Source organism: Rhizobium indigoferae (assembly GCF_034554815.1).
Taxonomy (GTDB): Bacteria; Pseudomonadota; Alphaproteobacteria; order Rhizobiales; family Rhizobiaceae; genus Rhizobium; species Rhizobium leguminosarum.
In genome coordinates, this window is record NZ_CP140635.1 from 4,375,991 (window position 1) to 4,393,716 (window position 17,726).

General features: G+C 60.2%; 18 protein-coding genes and 1 tRNA gene. 9 read left to right on the forward strand and 10 right to left on the reverse strand.

What is annotated here, in order from left to right:
* Positions 1 to 10 precede the first annotated feature (10 nt).
* From U5G49_RS21510 to U5G49_RS21530, 5 genes are all read right to left on the reverse strand, one after another.
* On the reverse strand, positions 11 to 1,654 hold the full coding sequence (locus tag U5G49_RS21510; protein WP_047620217.1) for an ABC transporter substrate-binding protein: 1,644 nt from the start codon (positions 1,652 to 1,654) through the stop codon (positions 11 to 13).
* Between the two features lie 38 nt (positions 1,655 to 1,692).
* Entirely contained in the window at positions 1,693 to 2,751 is a 1,059-nt protein-coding gene (locus U5G49_RS21515) for a dipeptidase (RefSeq protein WP_193444551.1), read from the reverse strand.
* Positions 2,752 to 3,018: 267 nt separating this feature from the next.
* Positions 3,019 to 4,044 (reverse strand): ABC transporter permease, encoded by a 1,026-nt coding sequence (locus U5G49_RS21520; RefSeq protein WP_018244091.1) that lies wholly within the window; start codon positions 4,042 to 4,044, stop codon positions 3,019 to 3,021.
* A 34-nt stretch (positions 4,045 to 4,078) separates the two neighbouring features.
* A complete protein-coding gene (locus tag U5G49_RS21525; protein WP_130653295.1) occupies positions 4,079 to 5,620 on the reverse strand; it encodes a sugar ABC transporter ATP-binding protein in 1,542 nt (513 codons plus the stop codon).
* 69 nt (positions 5,621 to 5,689) lie between these two features.
* Complete coding sequence (locus U5G49_RS21530; RefSeq protein WP_018244093.1) at positions 5,690 to 6,619, reverse strand: sugar ABC transporter substrate-binding protein; 930 nt, start codon at positions 6,617 to 6,619, stop codon at positions 5,690 to 5,692.
* A 376-nt stretch (positions 6,620 to 6,995) separates the two neighbouring features.
* On the opposite strand from U5G49_RS21530, the gene U5G49_RS21535 reads away from it, so the two are divergent.
* Positions 6,996 to 7,493 (forward strand): DUF1993 domain-containing protein, encoded by a 498-nt coding sequence (locus U5G49_RS21535; protein ID WP_193444550.1) that lies wholly within the window; start codon positions 6,996 to 6,998, stop codon positions 7,491 to 7,493.
* A 28-nt stretch (positions 7,494 to 7,521) separates the two neighbouring features.
* Here U5G49_RS21535 and U5G49_RS21540 read toward each other — a convergent pair whose 3' ends face one another.
* Both U5G49_RS21540 and galE read right to left on the reverse strand, forming a co-directional pair.
* Positions 7,522 to 9,066, reverse strand: a complete 1,545-nt coding sequence (locus tag U5G49_RS21540) for an alkaline phosphatase family protein (protein WP_193444549.1) — start codon at positions 9,064 to 9,066, stop codon at positions 7,522 to 7,524.
* Positions 9,044 to 10,027, reverse strand: coding sequence for a UDP-glucose 4-epimerase GalE (gene galE, locus U5G49_RS21545; protein WP_018517028.1), 984 nt, complete (start codon positions 10,025 to 10,027; stop codon positions 9,044 to 9,046). Before galE ends, U5G49_RS21540 begins: the two co-directional genes overlap by 23 nt.
* A gap of 246 nt (positions 10,028 to 10,273) precedes the next feature.
* Here galE and U5G49_RS21550 point away from each other — a divergent pair, with 246 nt between their 5' ends.
* A complete protein-coding gene (locus U5G49_RS21550; RefSeq protein WP_193444548.1) occupies positions 10,274 to 10,918 on the forward strand; it encodes a ThuA domain-containing protein in 645 nt (214 codons plus the stop codon).
* A 161-nt stretch (positions 10,919 to 11,079) separates the two neighbouring features.
* Positions 11,080 to 11,673 carry a GNAT family N-acetyltransferase gene (locus U5G49_RS21555; RefSeq protein WP_193444547.1) on the forward strand — a complete coding sequence of 198 codons (594 nt, stop codon included), beginning with the start codon at positions 11,080 to 11,082 and terminating at the stop codon, positions 11,671 to 11,673.
* A gap of 10 nt (positions 11,674 to 11,683) precedes the next feature.
* On the opposite strand, the gene U5G49_RS21560 is transcribed toward U5G49_RS21555, so the two are convergent.
* Positions 11,684 to 11,938 (reverse strand): DUF2934 domain-containing protein, encoded by a 255-nt coding sequence (locus U5G49_RS21560; RefSeq protein WP_018448355.1) that lies wholly within the window; start codon positions 11,936 to 11,938, stop codon positions 11,684 to 11,686.
* A 198-nt stretch (positions 11,939 to 12,136) separates the two neighbouring features.
* Here U5G49_RS21560 and U5G49_RS21565 point away from each other — a divergent pair, with 198 nt between their 5' ends.
* Together U5G49_RS21565 and U5G49_RS21570 are read left to right on the forward strand one after the other, a co-directional pair.
* Positions 12,137 to 13,573, forward strand: coding sequence for a DUF6880 family protein (locus U5G49_RS21565; protein WP_193444546.1), 1,437 nt, complete (start codon positions 12,137 to 12,139; stop codon positions 13,571 to 13,573).
* 36 nt (positions 13,574 to 13,609) lie between these two features.
* Positions 13,610 to 14,170 carry a DsbA family protein gene (locus tag U5G49_RS21570; protein ID WP_193444545.1) on the forward strand — a complete coding sequence of 187 codons (561 nt, stop codon included), beginning with the start codon at positions 13,610 to 13,612 and terminating at the stop codon, positions 14,168 to 14,170.
* Between the two features lie 203 nt (positions 14,171 to 14,373).
* On the opposite strand, the gene U5G49_RS21575 is transcribed toward U5G49_RS21570, so the two are convergent.
* Positions 14,374 to 14,463 (reverse strand) — tRNA-Ser (locus U5G49_RS21575).
* A 306-nt stretch (positions 14,464 to 14,769) separates the two neighbouring features.
* On the opposite strand from U5G49_RS21575, the gene rplU reads away from it, so the two are divergent.
* The 4 genes from rplU to U5G49_RS21595 all read left to right on the forward strand — a co-directional run bounded on the left by rplU (position 14,770) and on the right by U5G49_RS21595 (position 16,757).
* Positions 14,770 to 15,087, forward strand: a complete 318-nt coding sequence (gene rplU, locus U5G49_RS21580) for a 50S ribosomal protein L21 (RefSeq protein ID WP_193444544.1) — start codon at positions 14,770 to 14,772, stop codon at positions 15,085 to 15,087.
* Positions 15,088 to 15,120: 33 nt separating this feature from the next.
* A complete protein-coding gene (gene rpmA / locus U5G49_RS21585; RefSeq protein WP_003567620.1) occupies positions 15,121 to 15,390 on the forward strand; it encodes a 50S ribosomal protein L27 in 270 nt (89 codons plus the stop codon).
* Between the two features lie 126 nt (positions 15,391 to 15,516).
* The gene (locus tag U5G49_RS21590; RefSeq protein WP_193444543.1) at positions 15,517 to 16,173 is read left to right on the forward strand and encodes a GNAT family N-acetyltransferase; all 657 of its coding nucleotides are present in this window, start codon (positions 15,517 to 15,519) and stop codon (positions 16,171 to 16,173) included.
* Positions 16,170 to 16,757 carry a GNAT family N-acetyltransferase gene (locus tag U5G49_RS21595; RefSeq protein WP_018448360.1) on the forward strand — a complete coding sequence of 196 codons (588 nt, stop codon included), beginning with the start codon at positions 16,170 to 16,172 and terminating at the stop codon, positions 16,755 to 16,757. Before U5G49_RS21590 ends, U5G49_RS21595 begins: the two co-directional genes overlap by 4 nt.
* Positions 16,758 to 16,790: 33 nt before the next feature.
* Here U5G49_RS21595 and U5G49_RS21600 read toward each other — a convergent pair whose 3' ends face one another.
* Entirely contained in the window at positions 16,791 to 17,657 is an 867-nt protein-coding gene (locus U5G49_RS21600; protein ID WP_193444542.1) for an endonuclease/exonuclease/phosphatase family protein, read from the reverse strand.
* Positions 17,658 to 17,726: the final 69 nt, after the last annotated feature.

The window sequence follows — 17,726 nt, forward strand, 5'->3', positions numbered from 1 at the left end:
TCCCGCCGGATTATTCCTTGGCGATCGGACCGACGAAATTGGTGTCGAAGCTCGGACCCAACTTGAAGTCCTTCACGCTTTTGCGGTAGCCAGCCACCTCGGTCTGTTGGAAGATGAAGACGAAGGGGCTGTTTGCCAGGTACTTCTTCTGGATGTCCTGATATATGGCGGCGCGCTTGGCGGCGTCGCGTTCGAGAAGTGCGGCCTTGGCTTGCTTGTCGAGTTCCGGCGCTTCCCAGGTGTTGCGCCATGCGAGCGTCTTCACCGTGCCTGCATCGGAATTGTCGGGATTGCCGGTAAAGGTGTCGGCATTGGAATTCGGGTCGAAATAGTCCGAACCCCACTGGCCGATATACATGTCGTGAGTGCGGGCGCGGTACTTGGTCAGCGTCTGCTTGCCGTCGCCGGGGATGATTTCCATCTTCACGCCGGCTTGCGCCAGCGTCTGCTGCATGGATTCGGCAATGCCCGTCACCGGCTGCGTATTGCGCACATCCATGGTGATCGAGAAACCATCGGGTACGCCGGCCTTGGCGAGCAGTTCCTTGGCCTTGGCGACATCGAGCTTGTAGGGATTCTCATCGAGCGCGCCGAGCTGGCCCTTCGGCAGGAAAGTCTGGTGGATCTCGCCGATACCCTTGATCAGCGTTGCGCCGATCGCATCGTAGTCAACCAGGTATTTGAAGGCTTCCTGAACTTCCGGCTTTTTCAGGTTCTCGTTCTTGTTGTTCAGGCTGACATAATAGATCGTGCCCTTCGGCGCACTCGTTGTCGCCAGATCGGCATTCTTCGCAACGGCGTCGATGTCGCCCGGCTCGAGGTTGCGGGCGATATCGATGTCGCCTGCTTCGAGCGCCAGCCGCTGGGCCGAGCTTTCCTTCATGTAGCGATAGATGACGCGATTGAGCTTGGCTTTATCGCCATAGTAATTGTCGTTGCGCTCCAGCACCACGACTTCGTTGGCGCGCCATTCGCGCAGCTTATAGGCGCCGGAGCCGGCATAGCCCGTCTTCAGCCATTCATTGCCGAAATCATTGTCGTATTTGTGCTCGGCATCCGGCGTCACGGCCTTCACATGCTCAAGCACCAGCTTCTTGTCGACGACCGACGCGACGGTTGCCGTCAGGCAATTGAGCACGAAACTCGGCGCATAGGCCTTGTCGACCGTGAAGACGAAAGTGCCGGCATCGGCCGCCTTGGCCTTTTCCGTGACATTGTCGCCGGTCAGGCCGAACTGGGTGAGGATGAAGGCCGGGCTCTTGTCGAGCTTGACGGCGCGTTCGAAGGACCAGGCGACGTCTTCGGCGGTGACCGGGTTGCCGGAGGCGAATTTCAGGCCTGACTTCAGCTTGAACGTATAGGTGAGGCCATCATCGGAAACGCTCCAGCTCTCGGCCAGATCGCCCTTCACCTTCGACGTATCATCCATGTCGAGACGAACAAGCAGACTGTAGCTGTTGGTGGTGATTTCAGCCGTCGAAAGCTCGAAAGCCTCGCCCGGATCCATCGTGATGATATCGTCGATGGCGAATCCTTCGACCAGCGTATCCTTCGGCGTCTCGGCGAAGGCGGCGGGTGCCGCCATCATCAGGAGCGAAAGCGCGGCTCCGGCGGATAGCATGCGAAAATTGCGGCTGAGTTTGGTCATCATCATGGTCTGTTCCCCTGTTTTTTGATTGGATTAGGAAAGGCTTAGGCGCGGTCCTCCCGCCAAGCTTGGGCCAGAATGCGAAGCCAGTTTTCACGGGCAAGTTTTGCGAGGTCGGCATCAGCATAGCCAACCTCCTTGAGAGCGGCAATCAGCTTCTGATTGCCAGCCGCATCACCGATTTCCTCTGGAATGGTGGCCCCGTCGAAATCCGATCCGAGCGCCACGCAATCGATGCCGATGCGGTTCACGAGATAGTCGATATGGCGGATCATGTCGGTAAGCGGCGTATCGCTGTCCGAGCGGCCGTCGGCACGCAGCATGGCGGTGGCATAATTGATGCCGACGAGCCCGCAGCTTTCGCGGATCGCATCGAGCTGCCTGTCTGTCAGGTTGCGCGCGACCGGCGTCAGGGCGTGGGCATTGGAATGAGTGGCGACCAACGGCTGATCCGTCGTCTTCGCCACGTCCCAGAAACCCTTCTCGGTGATATGAGCAAGGTCGATCAGGACGCCGAGGCGATTGCATTCCCTGACCAGTGCGAAGCCGGCATCGGTCAGGCCGGGCGCCGTGTCCGGCGACATTGGGAAGGCGAAGGGCACGCCGTGACCGAAGACATTGTGCCGGCTCCAGACCGGCCCGAGCGACCGCAGCCCCGCGGCGTAGAATACCTCGAGCGCCGAGAGATCGGCGCCGATCGCCTCGCAACCTTCCATATGCATGACGGCGGCAAAAATGTTATCCGCCATGGCGCCGCGGATATCCTTCACCGTCCGGCAGAGCCGCCAGGCGCCAGCCTCGTCGAGCCGCAGCGCGATCGCCGCCATTTCATTGGCGATGGCAAGGGAAGGCAGCGGATCAAGAGGTGCCGCCATCGGCGTGATATAGCGACCGTTAGCATCCGGATCGGCAAAGACGAGATCGCCCGAGGGAATGTAGATGGCGCAGAGACCGCCCGAAAGACCGCCCTCTCTGGCGCGACGCGCATCGATATGGCCGACCGTCGTGCCGTCTGCGAATTCCGCGATCGGGTCGCTGCCGTCTTTTGAATGTGTCCAGAGTCGAAGGAGAACGTCGTTGTGACCGTCAAATACGAATTGCATCTGTCTTCCTGCGCTGCCCGAGCGGGCGAATGAAGCGGCAGAATAGAAAAGCTGACGGAATTCGCCACCTCTTTTTTTAAAAATCCGTCATCGACGCTGGAACAGGATGATTTTCGGCCAGATCGGCTTAAAATCTGAATGCTCTTCTAAGTTAAATAGTTAGAGCGTGATGCCGTCCGAAAACCGCTCACACTGTTCGGCATCATGCTCTCAAAACGGAACGGGGGCCGAGGCCCCCGCAAAACTATCGGATCACGCTGCCGGAAATTAGTGCTTGCGGCGTTTCTTCTGTCTGTAGACGTCGATGACAACAGCCGCGACGATGATGAGGCCCTTGACGATCTCCTGGTAATAGGCGTCGATCCTGAGGAAGGTGAAGCCGGAGGTCATGACGCCGAGAATGATGGTGCCGATGACTGTGCCGGTAATGCGCCCGACACCGCCGGTGAGCGAAGTGCCGCCGATGACGGTCGCGGCGATCGCGTCAAGTTCATATCCGACACCCATGCTGGCCTGAGCGGTTTCCGCACGTGCCGCCGTGACGATACCGGCAAGGCCGGCAAGCAATCCCGCAATCACATAGACCTTGACGAGATGCGCCTCGATGTTGATGCCGGAAACACGCGCGGCCTGCGGATTCGCGCCGATGGCATAGGTGAACTTGCCGTAGCGGGTGTAGCGCAGCGCGATATGAAAGATCAGTGCAACGACCAGGAAGACGACAACCGGCCAGGCTTTCGTTCCGATGAAATGAAACTGCTCGGTGATCCCGGAAACCGGCTGTCCCTTTGTATACCACTTCGCCACGCCTCTGGCCGAAACGAACATACCAAGCGTGGCAATGAACGGCGGGATCTTGGTGTAGGCGATGAGCGCGCCGTTCGCGAGGCCGGCCGCCGCCCCGATCAGCAGACCGACGACGATGGGCACGAAAGCCGGCAGGTCGGTCAGCGAGGGAAAGACGGCCCGTCCCCAGGTCGAGGACTGGGCAAAGCTCGTTGCGATCATCGCCGTCATGCCAACGACCGAACCTGACGAAAGGTCGATGCCGCCGGTGATGATGACCTGCGTGACGCCGACGGCGATGATGCCGATGACGGAGACCTGCAGGATCATGATCGTCAGACGCTGCGAATTCATCAGGAAGCTTTGGCCGATGAACATCCAGCCGAGCACTTCGTAGATGAGTGCGATGCCGACAAGCACGAGGAAAATGCTGAGTTCCGTCGGTATGCGCCGCCGCCTTTGCCGGGTTGCGAGCGGAGCCGCGCTCTCTGCTGCCTTGGTAGTCATGTCAAACCTCCCTTGGACGATCGCCGTCGACGCATCACTGCGCAGCCAGCTCCATCACCTTTATCTGCGTTGCTTCGTCGCGATTGAGGAAACCGGTCACGCGTCCCTCGTGCATGACCATGATGCGGTCGCTCATGCCGAGAACCTCGGGCATCTCGGACGAGATCATCACCACCGCCACGCCGTTTCGCGCCATCTCCACGACCAACCGGTGGATTTCCGCCTTGGCGCCGACATCGATGCCGCGCGTCGGCTCGTCAAGGATGAGGATGCGCGGATTGGTGAGCAGCCAGCGGCCGATCAGCACCTTCTGTTGATTGCCGCCCGAAAGATTTTCCACCCGCTCGTAAAGATTGGGCGTTTTCACGCGCAGCTTTTTTGCCATGTCTTCGCAGGTTGCCTCGACTGCGCCCTGTTGCACGAAGCCGCCCTTGACGTATCTGTCCTGCAGAACGGCGATCTGCATGTTCTCGAGAATATCGAGGATCAACAGGCAGCCGGTATCTTTCCGGTCTTCGGTCAGGAACGCCATCCGATTGCGGATGGCCTCGGTCGGCGAAGAAATGGTCACCGGCTTGCCGTAGAGCTCGATCGAGCCGGAACTTGCCGGCGTCACGCCAAACAGCGTTTCGGCGACGTTCGACCGGCCGGAGCCGACCAGGCCGGCCACGCCGAGGATTTCGCCGGCCCTGACCTCGAAGGAGACGTTCTTGAAAACGCCGTTGAGACACAGATCCTTGACGGAGAGCATGACCTCGCCGATCGGCACCTCTTCCTTGGGAAACATCTGGGTGATCTCGCGCCCGACCATCATCCGGATGATGTCGTCGCGGGTGACGTCGGTTGAGGCATGCGTGCCGATATATCGGCCGTCGCGGAAGACGGAAAACTCGTCGGCGATCTCGAAGAGCTCGTTCATCTTGTGGGTGATGTAGACGATGCCGATGCCTTGGGCCCTGAGGTCACGGATAATACGGAAAAGATGCTCGACCTCGCGCTCAGTCAGCGCCGAAGTCGGTTCGTCCATGATCAACACGTCGGAATTATAGGAAACCGCCTTGGCGATCTCGACCATCTGCCGGTTGGCGACCGACAGGAACCGGACCTCGATATCAGGATCGATTGCGATATTGAGCCGGGTAAACAACTCCTCGGTCATGCGGTGCATCACGCCGTGATCGATGAAACCGAGGCGGTTCTTCGGTTCGCGGCGAATCCAGATATTTTCGGCAACCGTCATGAACGGCATCAGGTTCAGTTCCTGATGGATCATGGCAATGCCGTTCTCCAGCGCGTCGAGCGGAGATTTCAGCTGGATTTCGATCCCCTTCAAGCGAATATCGCCCTTATCGGGCGTGTAGATGCCGGCGAGGATCTTCATCAACGTCGATTTGCCGGCGCCGTTTTCGCCCATCAGCGCATGCACGGAGGCGCGCTTCAGTCGGAACTGCACGTCGTCGAGGGCGACGACACCGGGAAATTCCTTGCGGACGCCCTCGGCGCTCAAGAGATATTCCGCATTCGGAACTGCGCCGCTCGCGCGCACGGCGGCCATGGTTGTCGGGCTGACGGCCATATCATCTCCTCCGGATACGGGTAGGCGAAAAGGATGCGGGCTTTGCCCGCATCCTGCTTGGCCTTCGCCTCAGTTCTTGGTGACGAAGTCCTTGACGTTGGCGGGCGTCACGAGCTGGAAGGGAATGTAGACCTTCTTGTCGATCTTTTCGCCCTTGGCGAGCTTGAGCGCTGCATCGAGCGAGCCCTTGCCCTGGCCGGCGGCATCCTGGAACACCGTGACGTCGAGATCACCCGCCTGCATGGCGGCAAGCGCGTCCTGCGTGGCGTCGACGCCGCCGACGACGACCTTGGTCATATCCTTGCCGGCTGCCTTCAGCGCCTGGATGGCACCAATCGCCATTTCGTCGTTGTTGGAGATCACGGCGTCGAATTCGATGCCGCTGGAGAGCCAGTTGGTCATCAGGTCGGCACCCTGGGTGCGGTCCCAGTTCGCCGTCTGCTCTTCGACGATCTCCAGACCCTTGCATTCATCCGTCTTGATGACGTCATGAACGTCCTGGGTCCGCATGCGCGCAGCCTGGTTGGAGAGCTCGCCCATGATCACGACGGCCTTGCCCTTGCCGCCGAGAATGCGGCAGATTTCCTTGGTTTCCAGCGTGCCGGATTCCTGCTCGTTGGAAGCGACGAAGGCCTGCTTGTCCGGCAGCGTGTCGACGTTGACCGGCTGACGGTTGACGTAAACCAGCGGAATGCCGGCATCGGCCGCGAGCTTCGACATTGCCGTGGTTGCATCGGTATCGACAGGGTTGACGATGATTGCATCGACCTTGGAGGCGATGAAATTCTGGATCTGGCTCTGCTGCTTGGAAACGTCGTTCTGTGCGTCTTCGACCTGCAGCGTCACACCGCTGAGTGTCTTTGCATAATCGGTCATGCCGTTGCGCAGAACCGTCAGGAAATTGTCGTCGAATTTCGCCATCGAGACGCCGACAGTTTCCGCGTGAGCCGCCGTCGACATGACGAGCGCCATCGCAGTGCCCAGGATAAACTTTTTCATTTTACTTCCTCCACAAAGCGGTGCCCGGCTGCACCCTCCTCACGCCGGAGCCCCAGGCATTTGCTCTGAAGCCGCAATTCCCCGCGCCACCTCTCCCGCGGCGCTCCACAAAAAAACGGAACAAACAAACCGTCAAATCCGTTCTTCGGAATATTCATTCCATTTTCTGGGAGCGGCGTCAAGTATCTTTAGCGGCGTCAAGATATGGATGAGAGCGCAATGCCGTGCGGGCTTCAGGACCGAGGCCCGCATTGCCGGTGTTGTGAAAGACGAAACGAGCATCCATCTATGCAGGGTCGAAGACAGGCTCACGGCCGCAGACGCCTTCGACCTCTCGCCGCGACCCAATCATTTGAAGATTTTGGAGACAGGACAGATGTCCATTTCGATGTATCGCCTCACCGTTCCGATGTTCCAGCGCGGTCTCGCCAGCCTGAAAACCTACCTCGACAAGGCCGAAGCCTATGCGAAGGAAAAGAATATTGATCCCGTCATATTGGTCGCCGCTCGCCTTGCGCCCGACATGCTGCCGCTCTCCGGCCAGTATCAGCGCGCCAGCGACACCGCCAAATTTGCGCTCGCCCGCCTGACGGCGACCGACGCCCCGAAGTTCGAGGACAACGAAACGACGTTCGACGACCTACGTGGGCGTCTGGCAAAGACCGAAGCCTATCTCGCCGGCTTCTCGGCGGAAGCACTGGAAGGCACGCAAACCCGCCAGATCACCCTGCCGGGAAAGAGTGGTATCGTGCTGCCGGGTGACGAATACATCGCCACCTTCGCCCTGCCGAACTTCTACTTCCACGTCGCGACGGCCCACGCCATCCTGCGTAGCCAGGGTGCTCCGATCGGCAAGCGCGATTATCTCGGCTGAACCCTAGTTCGGCTCGGCTAGACTAACATCAGGGCCGGTGGGTCACCGGCCCTCTTTCCGTCAGTTCGGTATAAGCGAGCGTCTGATCGAGATGCCGTGCTCGGAGCGACAGCAGCTTCTCGGCATAGTCGAGCCTTATCGCCGCATAGGCCGGATCCGCCGCGACATTGTCGAGCTCCATCGGATCATCGGCAAGATTGAAGAGGAGCGGCGGCAATGCGGTAAAATGCACATATTTGAACCGCGCGTCGCGGATCACCGCGAGATTGCATTCATTGGACCGCAGCCGGAAATGCCGCTCGGCCTCGCCATGCGCAATGTCGCGGAAATCGAACTCCCAGAATGCCGCGTCCCGCCAGCCCTGTCCGCTGCCACCCTTGACAAACGGCATGAGCGACCGGCCGTCGAACCCGTTCTTCGCGTCGACGCCGAGCCTTTGGCAAAGTGTCGGAAAAATATCGGCAGCGCTGGTGAATTTGTCGACGACCCCACCCGCAGCACTGCTTGCGGGATCGCGAATGACAAGCGGAATATGGTAGCTGCCGTCGAAGTAACCGCCCTTGCCGAGCGTCCAGTGATCGCCCGCCATCTCGGCGTGGTCGGAGGTGAAGACAACAAGCGTATCGTCCCAGGCATCCGCATCCTTGAGGGCCTGCCAGATACGGCCGAGCTGCGCATCGACCTCTGATATCATGCCGTAATAGATCGCCCGGATCGCAGCGAAATCCTCGCCGTTCCAGTCGCTGAGCGGCCCCGTTGCACCGTGAATGAAGCTGCCCTTGTCGGAGCGTGGCATGGCATAGGCGAGGTAGGGATGACTGTCCTGTTCGGCTTCGCAGTTTGCCGCGCGCGCAAAAACCGGTCCGTCCCCCGGCTTGAACATTCGGTTGAACGGCTCCGGCACGGAGAACGGCGGATGCGGACGCAAGAAAGAGACATGCGCAAACCACGGCCTGTCCTGTTCGCCCACCCAGCGAATGAACTCGCCGGCCAGGAAAGCCGTCTGGGTCTCGTCGCGCGAATAGGCCGGCGCTGCATTTGAAATTTCTCCCGCTTCCGCACCGACGGGAATGTGAATATCGCGGCTGACGGCATCGGCATGGCCGCGGGACCGTAGCCAGGAGAGCCATTGTCTTTCGTGCTCGGGCAGAAGCTGGCGGGCCGTAAAACCCGGCAGCACGCCTTCGTAGGTCGTCAGATGCGGATCGCCGGCATCCATCCCGCGCGGATCGGGCGCCGTATCCGTGTAACCGAACAGCGTCGGGTCATATCCCGCCCGCCGGGCCGCCAGCGCCAGATTGTCGAAGCGAGCGTCGAGCGGCGAACCGTTGCGGCAGACCCGGTGGTTCATTTGATAGAGACCGGTATAGCGCGTGGCACGCGCCGGCGAGCAGGGTGCCGCGCCGGCATAGTGCCGCCGGAAGAGCGTGCCTTCCCGCGCCAGCGCATCGACACCAGGCGTCTTTACACAGGCATGGCCGACGGCTGACAGGCAATCGCCGCGCCACTGGTCCGCCGTGATTATCAGGACGTTCGGCCGGCGCGCCTTCTCAATGCTGGTTGGATTTTGCATGCCAGTCCCAGGCGGAGCGGATGATCTCAGACAGATCATACTGCGGCACCCAGCCGAGCACGTCGCGCGCCTTGTCGTTATTGGCGACCAGAGTATGCGAATCGCCTTCGCGCCGGCCGATATATTCGACCGGGAAAGGCCGGTTCGACACCTCTTCGATCGCGCCGAGCAATTCCTTCACTGTCGTGCCGGTGCCAGTGCCGAGATTGAGCGCGACGGAATCGCCGCCCTTCAGCAGATATTCGACGGCGCGCACATGCGCATCGGCGAGATCCAGCACATGGATATAGTCGCGCACACAGGTACCGTCGCGTGTCTCGTAATCGCTGCCGAACACCTTGAAGCCTTGGCGGCGGCCGAGTGCCGCGTCGATCGCCAGGGGTATCGCATGCGTTTCCGGCTGGTGCCATTCGCCGATCCGGCCCTCGAAATCGGCGCCGGCCGCATTGAAATAGCGCAGCACCACCGAGCGCAGGCTCCTGTACTGGTCGTAATCGGCAAGCGCCTGTTCGACGATATATTTCGTTCGCCCGTAGGGATTGATCGGCACCTGCCGATGCGTCTCGTCGAGCGGCACGCTCTGCGGCAGGCCGTAGGTGGCGCAAGTCGAGGAGAAGACGAAGGCGTTGATGCCGGCCGCCTGTGCCGCCGAAAGCAGCGTCAACGTGCCGATCACATTGTTCTCGTAGAAGGAAACCGGATCCTTGACCGATTCGCCGACCTCGATCAGCGCCGCGAAATGCAGGATCGCCGCCGGCTTGTGCTTGGCCAACACCTCATCCAGCCGGGCGCGATCGCGAATATCGCCCTCCTCGGCCGGCCCCCATCTGACGAACTCACGATGACCGTTCGAAAAATTGTCGAAGACGACAGGCCTATAGCCCTTGTTCGCCAGGTCGAGGCACGTATGCGAGCCGATATAGCCGGCGCCGCCGACGACAAGAACCGTTTCACCTGCCATACACCACCCTATTGTTCACGAGAGATGGGAGAAGCCTAAACGAGATACACGTCAATAAAAAGAAGGAACTGCGATCGGCGCAAACGGACAATACGTCAAATGCCGAAGCCGCCCGTCCGGGCGATGTGTGCCGGACCCGCAATATTCATGAATTATTCGCGTGATTTGCATAACCGCGCGATCTAAGGGGCTTGTACCACCATGTGATGATCAACGGTCTGCAGCCATCAGGCAGGGAGAGCGCGAATGAGGAAGGCATTGATCGTTTGGGGCGGTTGGCAAGGTCATGAACCGGAGCAATGCGCTCATATCGTCGCCGACCTTCTGCGCGAGGACGATTTTGCGGTCGAGGTAACCGGCGATCTCGGCATTTTCGGATCTCCGACGCTGGCGAAGGCCGATCTGCTGGTGCCCATCATCACCGGCGAAACGCTCGAAAAGCCTCATGCTAGCGCCCTCGTCGATGCGGTGCGCGGCGGGCTCGGGCTTGCCGGCCATCACGGCGCACTCGCCACATCCTTCAAGGAGAGCGCGCCTTTCCGTTATGTCTCCGGCGTCACCTGGGTCGCCCATCCCGGCAATATCATCGACTTCCGCGTCGCCGTCACCCGCCAGGACGATCCCGTCATGGAGGGTATTCCCGACTTCGACTATCGTTCGGAGCAATATTATCTCCACTATGATCCGACCGTCGAAATCCTTGCGACCACCACCTTCACCGGCGCTTACGATCCGGCAGCCCGCAATGTCGTGATGCCCGTCGCCTTCAAGCGCCATTTCGGCGCCGGCCGCATCTTCTATTCCGCCCTCGGCCATGTCGCAGCCGAATTCGACCATCCCTACATGCCCCTCATCCTGCGACGTGGCCTGAGCTGGGCCGCACGCCAGTAGCGTCAGGGCGAGCCGCACGCCGGCGAATGCCGACCGGCGGCGACAGCCGGACGACGTCGGCCGCTAAAGAATAAGCATTTCGAGCTGGAGGGCCGCCGCGGCTGATCGGCCGGCACGGGCGACTGCTTGCCGATCACCCGCCCGCGCCATAATTTGCCCGGATGCAGGATCGCTACTCCTTCTTCCCCGCAACCACCGACCGCCTGGCCGATATCGAAGCGGTCTTCGACGATTGCGCCGACGGCCGGAATTGTCGCTGCGCCTACTGGTATCGTCCGAATGCCGACTACAAGGCGGAATGGGGCGAGGGAAATCGCAATTGGTTCCGAAGCCTCGTCGCCGAACGGCGTGCACCCGGCATTCTCGGCTATCATGAGAACGAGCCGGCCGGATGGTGCGGTGTCGCGCCGCGCGTCGTGTTCGACCGGCTGCGCCGTTCAAAACCCTTTGCGCCGGTGGATGACAAGCCGGTCTGGTCGATCAATTGCTTCATCGTCCGCAAGCCGTTCCGGCGGCAGGGTCTGTCGCGATTGTTATTGAAACACGCCGTCGAATTCGCAAGCGCGAACGGCGCCGAATGTCTCGAAGCCTACCCTGTCGATCAGGCAGCCCGTGCTTCGAACGGAGCCGAGCTCTATCCGGGTACGCTGTCGATGTTTCTGGATGCCGGTTTCGTCGAGGTGGCAAGACGCCTGCCGGCAAGGCCGATCGTCCGCCTGGAATGCCGCAGAATATTTCGGCAACCCAGGGATTGAAAAATACGGCCTAGCGAGCCGCCTTGATCTGCCGGTCGTTCTCAACGGCGGGCGCCGCCTCGTCATAGATCCGCATCAGCCGCCCGGCTGCCTTCAGCTTCTCGATGAGATCGTTTCCATCAGGCGAGGCCTTCGTCAGCTCCAGCTGCTCGAACTCCCTCAGCGCCTGCGCCCAATGGCTTTCCCCACGCCCATCCGGCCTGCCTTCCGATTCCCATAGTGAATAAGCGCGCTGGCTGACCCAGGCGTCTTTGTTATGACTCATAATCAACCCCAGCGAGAAATTTGGAAGCAATATTCGACAGGCAACAAGGTGCCAAAACCGGCTTTAGGAGTCGTTACGAGGCAGCGTTAGTTTTTAGCTAATAGCGAGGCACAGAGGATTATCCCTGTGCACATTCCCGGACCTTGGCCTCGTACCGCCTGCAGGGTAGGGTCATCGCAGAAACGATAGCGATGACCGATGGCAGCCAAGACAACACTCAATGCGAAGAATCTTGAATCCCTTGGTGCGCAGCGCCTTGCCGAGTTGCTGGTCGAGATCAGCATGGGCAGTGCTGCCCACAAGCGACGGCTTCGAATGGAGCTTGCCGGCAATCACGGCAGCGCCGAGGTCGCGCGTGAGGTACGAAAACGGCTTGCCAGCATCGCCCGCGCTCGCACCCTCATCAACTGGCGCAAAGTGAAGGCGCTGAAGAGCGACCTGGAAACGCAGCGCAAGACGATCACAGAGACGGTTGCCGCCGATGATCCCCAGGAGGCTTTCGAACTGATATGGCAGTTCCTCGCCCTGGCGAATTCGATCTTTGAGAGATCCAACGAGAGCAGCGGTTCTGTCATCCAAAGTTTTCATCAGGCTTGCGAGGATGCTGCCGCAATCGCCGCGTCCGCCAAGATCGACGCCAATGTCCTGGCCGAGAAGGTGTTCAAAGCCGTGCAAGACGATGGTTACGGCCAGTACGACAACCTGATTGCGGCGATGGCGCCAGCTCTCGGCAAGGATGGTCTCGATTGCCTGAAAACCCTCTTCATCCAATGGTCCAAGGAGCCGAAAGACAAGCCGGCGGAGGACAAGCGCGAGATCATCGGCTGGGGCAGCGCAGGCCCCCTTTACGAAGATGAGATCGACCGCACTCAGCGAGATCTGACGGTGCGCATAGCCTTGCAGGAAATTGCCGACGCCCAGGGCGATGTTGATGCCTACATTGGCCAACACCCCGAGGACGCGCGCAAGGCGCCGATGATAGCTGCCGACATCGCCAATCGTCTGGTCTCGGCCGGTCGGGCGAAGGAAGCGCTTGAGACGTTGGATGAGGCCGACAGGAGAGGCTGGGCCGACATGCCATTCGAATGGCAGCGCGCGCGCGTTGAGACGCTCGAGGCCCTGGGGCGTGCAGAGGAGGCGCAGACCTATAGATGGACATGCTTCGAGCAGTCACTGCATGGCGAGCACCTCAAGGCTTTCCTCAGGCGGCTGCCCGATTTCGACGATATCGAGGCCGAGGAGAAGGCATTTGTCCATGTTCGGGCTTTTCCTGACGTCCACCAGGCACTTGCGTTTTTTCTCAACTGGCCGGCGCCTGCCGAGGCGGCAAAACTTGTAGTGAGCAGGAAGGCGGAACTGGATGGCAATCTCTATGAGCTGATGACGCTGGCGGCCGAAGCTCTGGCGGAGAAACATCCGCTCGCGGTCACCATTGTCTTGCGCTCCATGATCGATTTCGCGCTCGATAGCGGCCGGTCCGGCCGCTATAAGCATGCGGCGAGGCATCTGGCGGACTGTGCATCCTTTGCGCCTCATATCGATGACTTCGGCAACACCAGGTCCCATGACCTCTATGTCGCGGAACTCAAACGTCGGCACGGCAAGAAGCATGGCTTCTGGAGCCTGGTGACCTAAGTTGCTCCGGATACCTTACCCTCAGAGAGGAATTCCATGACGACCACTTCCTGGCATGCAGATCCGCTGACTTGGGGCACTGGACCCCGCATCTTCGAAGCCTTTCTGGAGCCGACTTGCCCCTACTCGGTCAGAGCGTTCAACAAGTTCGAAGAACTGCTGAGCCGGGCCGGCGAGGACAAGATCACCGTGAAGATCCGCCTGCAGTCGCAGCCCTGGCATATGTATTCGGGCGTGATCGTCCGTTGCATCATCGCGGCCTCGACGCTGGAAGGCGGCAAGCAGACAGCAAAGAAAGTGATGGCCGCCGTCGCGGCTCATCGGGAGGAGTTCGAATTCGAGCGTCATGCCGTCGGCCCGAATATGGATGTGACGCCGAACCAGATCATCGAGCGCCTGGAACGCTACAGCGGCGTCAAGCTGAAAGAAGCCTTCGCAATCCCGGATCTCGACCGGGAGATCAAGTGGCACTGCAAATATGCCCGGCAGAACGGCATTCACGTCTCGCCGACCTTCATGATCGATGGGCTGGCGCAGGCAGATATGAGCAGCGGTGATGAGGTTGGCGCCTGGGTGAAGAAGGTGCTGGGTAACTGACGAGATCCCGCACCAAGAGCCACCCAGGTACATTTGTCTCCTGCCTGTTTCGCTCAATGGATATCGGGCAGAATCAGCGCAAGCAGTGCGCGATGTTTTGATTCGGGAACGGCTCTGGTGCGGCCGTGGAATGCATGCGATTCTGACCGCCGGTCACGGCAATCTCCCGGTAATCTCAAACGTTAATAATCCCGGGAAATTTATGGCGGAGAGGGTGGGATTTGAACCCACGATACCCTTGCAGGTATGCCGCATTTCGAGTGCGGTGCATTCGACCACTCTGCCACCTCTCCGCGGTCTGGTCGGCGCTTGTTCGGCGCGGGCGTTCTCATAACGGGCAAATGACAGGCTGGCAAGCCGAAAAGTCGAACCATTCCATCCTTTTGCCTTGACAGCTTTTTGTCACTCGCGTATCTCGGCTGCGCAATAGGTTTGGAGAAATCCGTGCCCAGCTCGTCCTGCGTTTGCGTGGGGCGCTTCACCGGCAGGAAGAGTTCGAGGTTAGTCCTCTGAAATCCCTGCTTAACTTCGACTGATAAAAAGACGGCCACCTTGCTCAATCGGCGAGGAGAGCTGGAACGAACATGAAAGGATAAAAAATGTTCGCAGTCATCAAGACCGGCGGTAAACAGTACCGTGTGGCAGCCAACGACGTGCTGACCATCGAAAAGCTGGAAGCCACCGCTGGCGATTCCATTGAATTCACCGAAGTGCTCGTGATCGGCGAAGGCGCCGACGCTGCGATCGGTGCGCCCTTCGTAGCCGGCGCCTCTGTCAAGGCAGAAGTCGTCGAACAGAACCGCGGCAAGAAGGTCATCGCCTTCAAGAAGCGCCGCCGTCAGAATTCGAAGCGTTCGCGCGGCCATCGTCAGCATCACACGGTCGTCCGTATCACGGACATCGTGGCTGCCAAGTAAGATCAACGGGACAAGGTTTAAAGGAGAACTCCAATGGCACACAAAAAAGCTGGCGGTTCCTCGCGCAACGGTCGCGATTCCGAATCCAAGCGCCTTGGCGTGAAGAAGTTCGGCGGCGAAGCCGTCATCGCAGGCAACATCCTCGTGCGTCAGCGCGGGACGCAGTGGCATCCGGGTTCCAACGTCGGCCTCGGCAAGGATCACACGATTTTTGCACTTACCGCCGGCAATGTGAACTACCGAACGAAGGCCAACGGTCGCGTCTACGTGTCTGTCATGCCGAAAGCGGAAGCAGCGGAATAAGCCGGTAGCGCTCAAAAACAGCCGGCGTCTCATCGACCCGGCTGGCCGTATCAGGTTCAGTCTAGAAAACAGGGGAGATGGGGCGCCATCTCCCCTTTTTCTTTACCCCTCAAGGAGGACTGAACCATGCAAGGCGAATTGTTAAGGGCAGACCAATCACGGTCGCCCCGGGAAGACCAGCGGTCTTCCGAAGAACGGCTGAGGCCGGAACGGTTAAGGACCGATTGCCCTGTCTTGTTATCGGAAAGGCTCGTGATGCGCGCGCCCCACGAAGATGACATCGACGCCCTTGCCCATCTCGCCAACAACGCCAAAGTCGCCACCATGGTATCGCGTATGCCGCACCCTTATACCGCCGATGATGCTGCTGACTTCGTGCGTCGCACGAAAAATGGCGATATTGGCAAGTGCGTCTATGCGATCACCAAGGCTGAAAACGGCGCCTTTATCGGCTGCTGCGGCGTCGAGCCGCATGCGGACGGCAGAACCGTCGAGATCGGTTACTGGCTGGGCGAGCCCTATTGGAACAAGGGTTATACGACCGAGGCCTGCCATGCCCTGGTCGATATGGTGTTCAGGACCCGCCAGGACGTCGATCAGATCGATGCCCGCTGCCGGGTAATGAACGTCGCCTCGCGCCGCGTCATCCAGAAGTGCGGCTTCCAGTTCCAGGGATCGGGGCTCGCCGCCTCGCTGGCGCTCGGCAGCAACGTGCCGGTCGAATGGTACAGGCTCGACCGCAAGACCTGGATGTCTCTCCGAAGCTGGGGGAACATCGCATGAGCACGACTGCGCTGCAAAGGCCTGAGGTCAAGCCGATGATGCCCGGCCCCGCGCCTGTTATCTCGACCGCCCGGCTGACGCTCCGCCCCCACAGGCTGAGCGATGCGCCTGCGATCGCGGAATCGCTCTCCGATTTCGCGGTCACGCGCATGCTGTCCCGCGTACCCGCGCCGTTCGACCGGCAGGATGCGCTGGACTGGCTGATCCCGGTCACCTCGGGCACCCTGCCCGACTGGCCGCTGGCGATCACCGATAAGGACGATGTCCATATCGGCAACGTCTCGATCGAGCTGCGCCACGGTCGCTGGCACCTCGGCTACTGGCTGAACCGCTATTACTGGCGGCGCGGCTATATGAGCGAGGCAGTGGCGGCCATCATCGAGCGCTTCTCGCGCCGCATGCCGGAGACGCCGATCCATTCCGGCGTCTTCGCCGACAACCCGGCTTCGCTGCGACTGCAGGAGAAGCTCGGTTTCCACATGACGGGTTGCGGCGAAATCTATTGTTTCGCCCGCAACACCATGGTGTCGCACATCGAAACCGTGCTGCAGCCGGGCATGCTGCAGCCGCGGAAGGTCGCCTGATCAAACTCGAGACGTCGCCGCACCGGCGGCGTCTCAATCAACGATTTCCACCCATACTGGGAAGTGATCGGAGCCCTCGGATTGCGTATCGATCCGGGCGGATTTCAATCGGCTCTGCAAGCCACAACTGACGAAACAATAATCGAGATGCATGCGTTTGCCGTGATCTTCGGGATCCATCCAGCTGTAGCTCCCCGGGCGATAGGCTTCGAGCGCCGCAAAGGCGTCCATCGGCGTGCCGATCCTGGCGACACGTCCATAATATCCGCCGCCAGCACCGGCAAGCGCGCAATATTCCGGCGATTCCGGCTCCATGTTGAAATCACCCATGATAATATAATCCTCCGGCAGCGGCGGCTCCGGCAGGTCGAATTCACCACCCCCCGTCAGCGACCCACCCTCCTGGACGAAGGCATTGATATGCGCGTTCAAGAATTGCAGTTGGCGGATGCGCTCGTCGGCGGAGACATGGTCGAGATGCACGGAGTAGACGCGGATCGCCCCGCCGGGTGCTGCGATTACCGCCTCGGTTGCGCCGCGCTGCGGGTTGATCTTGCCGATCGTGCGGCTGCGCGGCAGAAGCAGCGTCCGGGTCGAGACAACAGGCCAGCGCGACAGCACCATGTTGCCGAACTGAAAACGGGTGCCAGGCACCGGCTGGAGCCCGCCTTCATCAGCTTCGACATGCATGTCGCAGGCCGGTCCATACACCCAGAAATAGTCGGGAAAGAAGGCTGCAACATCGGCCACCATGTCGGCAAAACCGTTGCGGGAGAAACCGCGGGTCACCTCCTGCAGCGCGATGACATCGGCTCCCTCGAGGCTCCGGGCAATCCGCGCCAGATCGTATCTGCCGTCGAGACCGAAGCCGTACTGTATGTTATAGCTCGCAAAATTCACGATAATCTTTGACCTCCGTCGGAACCGCCTATATCGAATGGGCCAAGACGGGCCGTCCAACTGCCACTG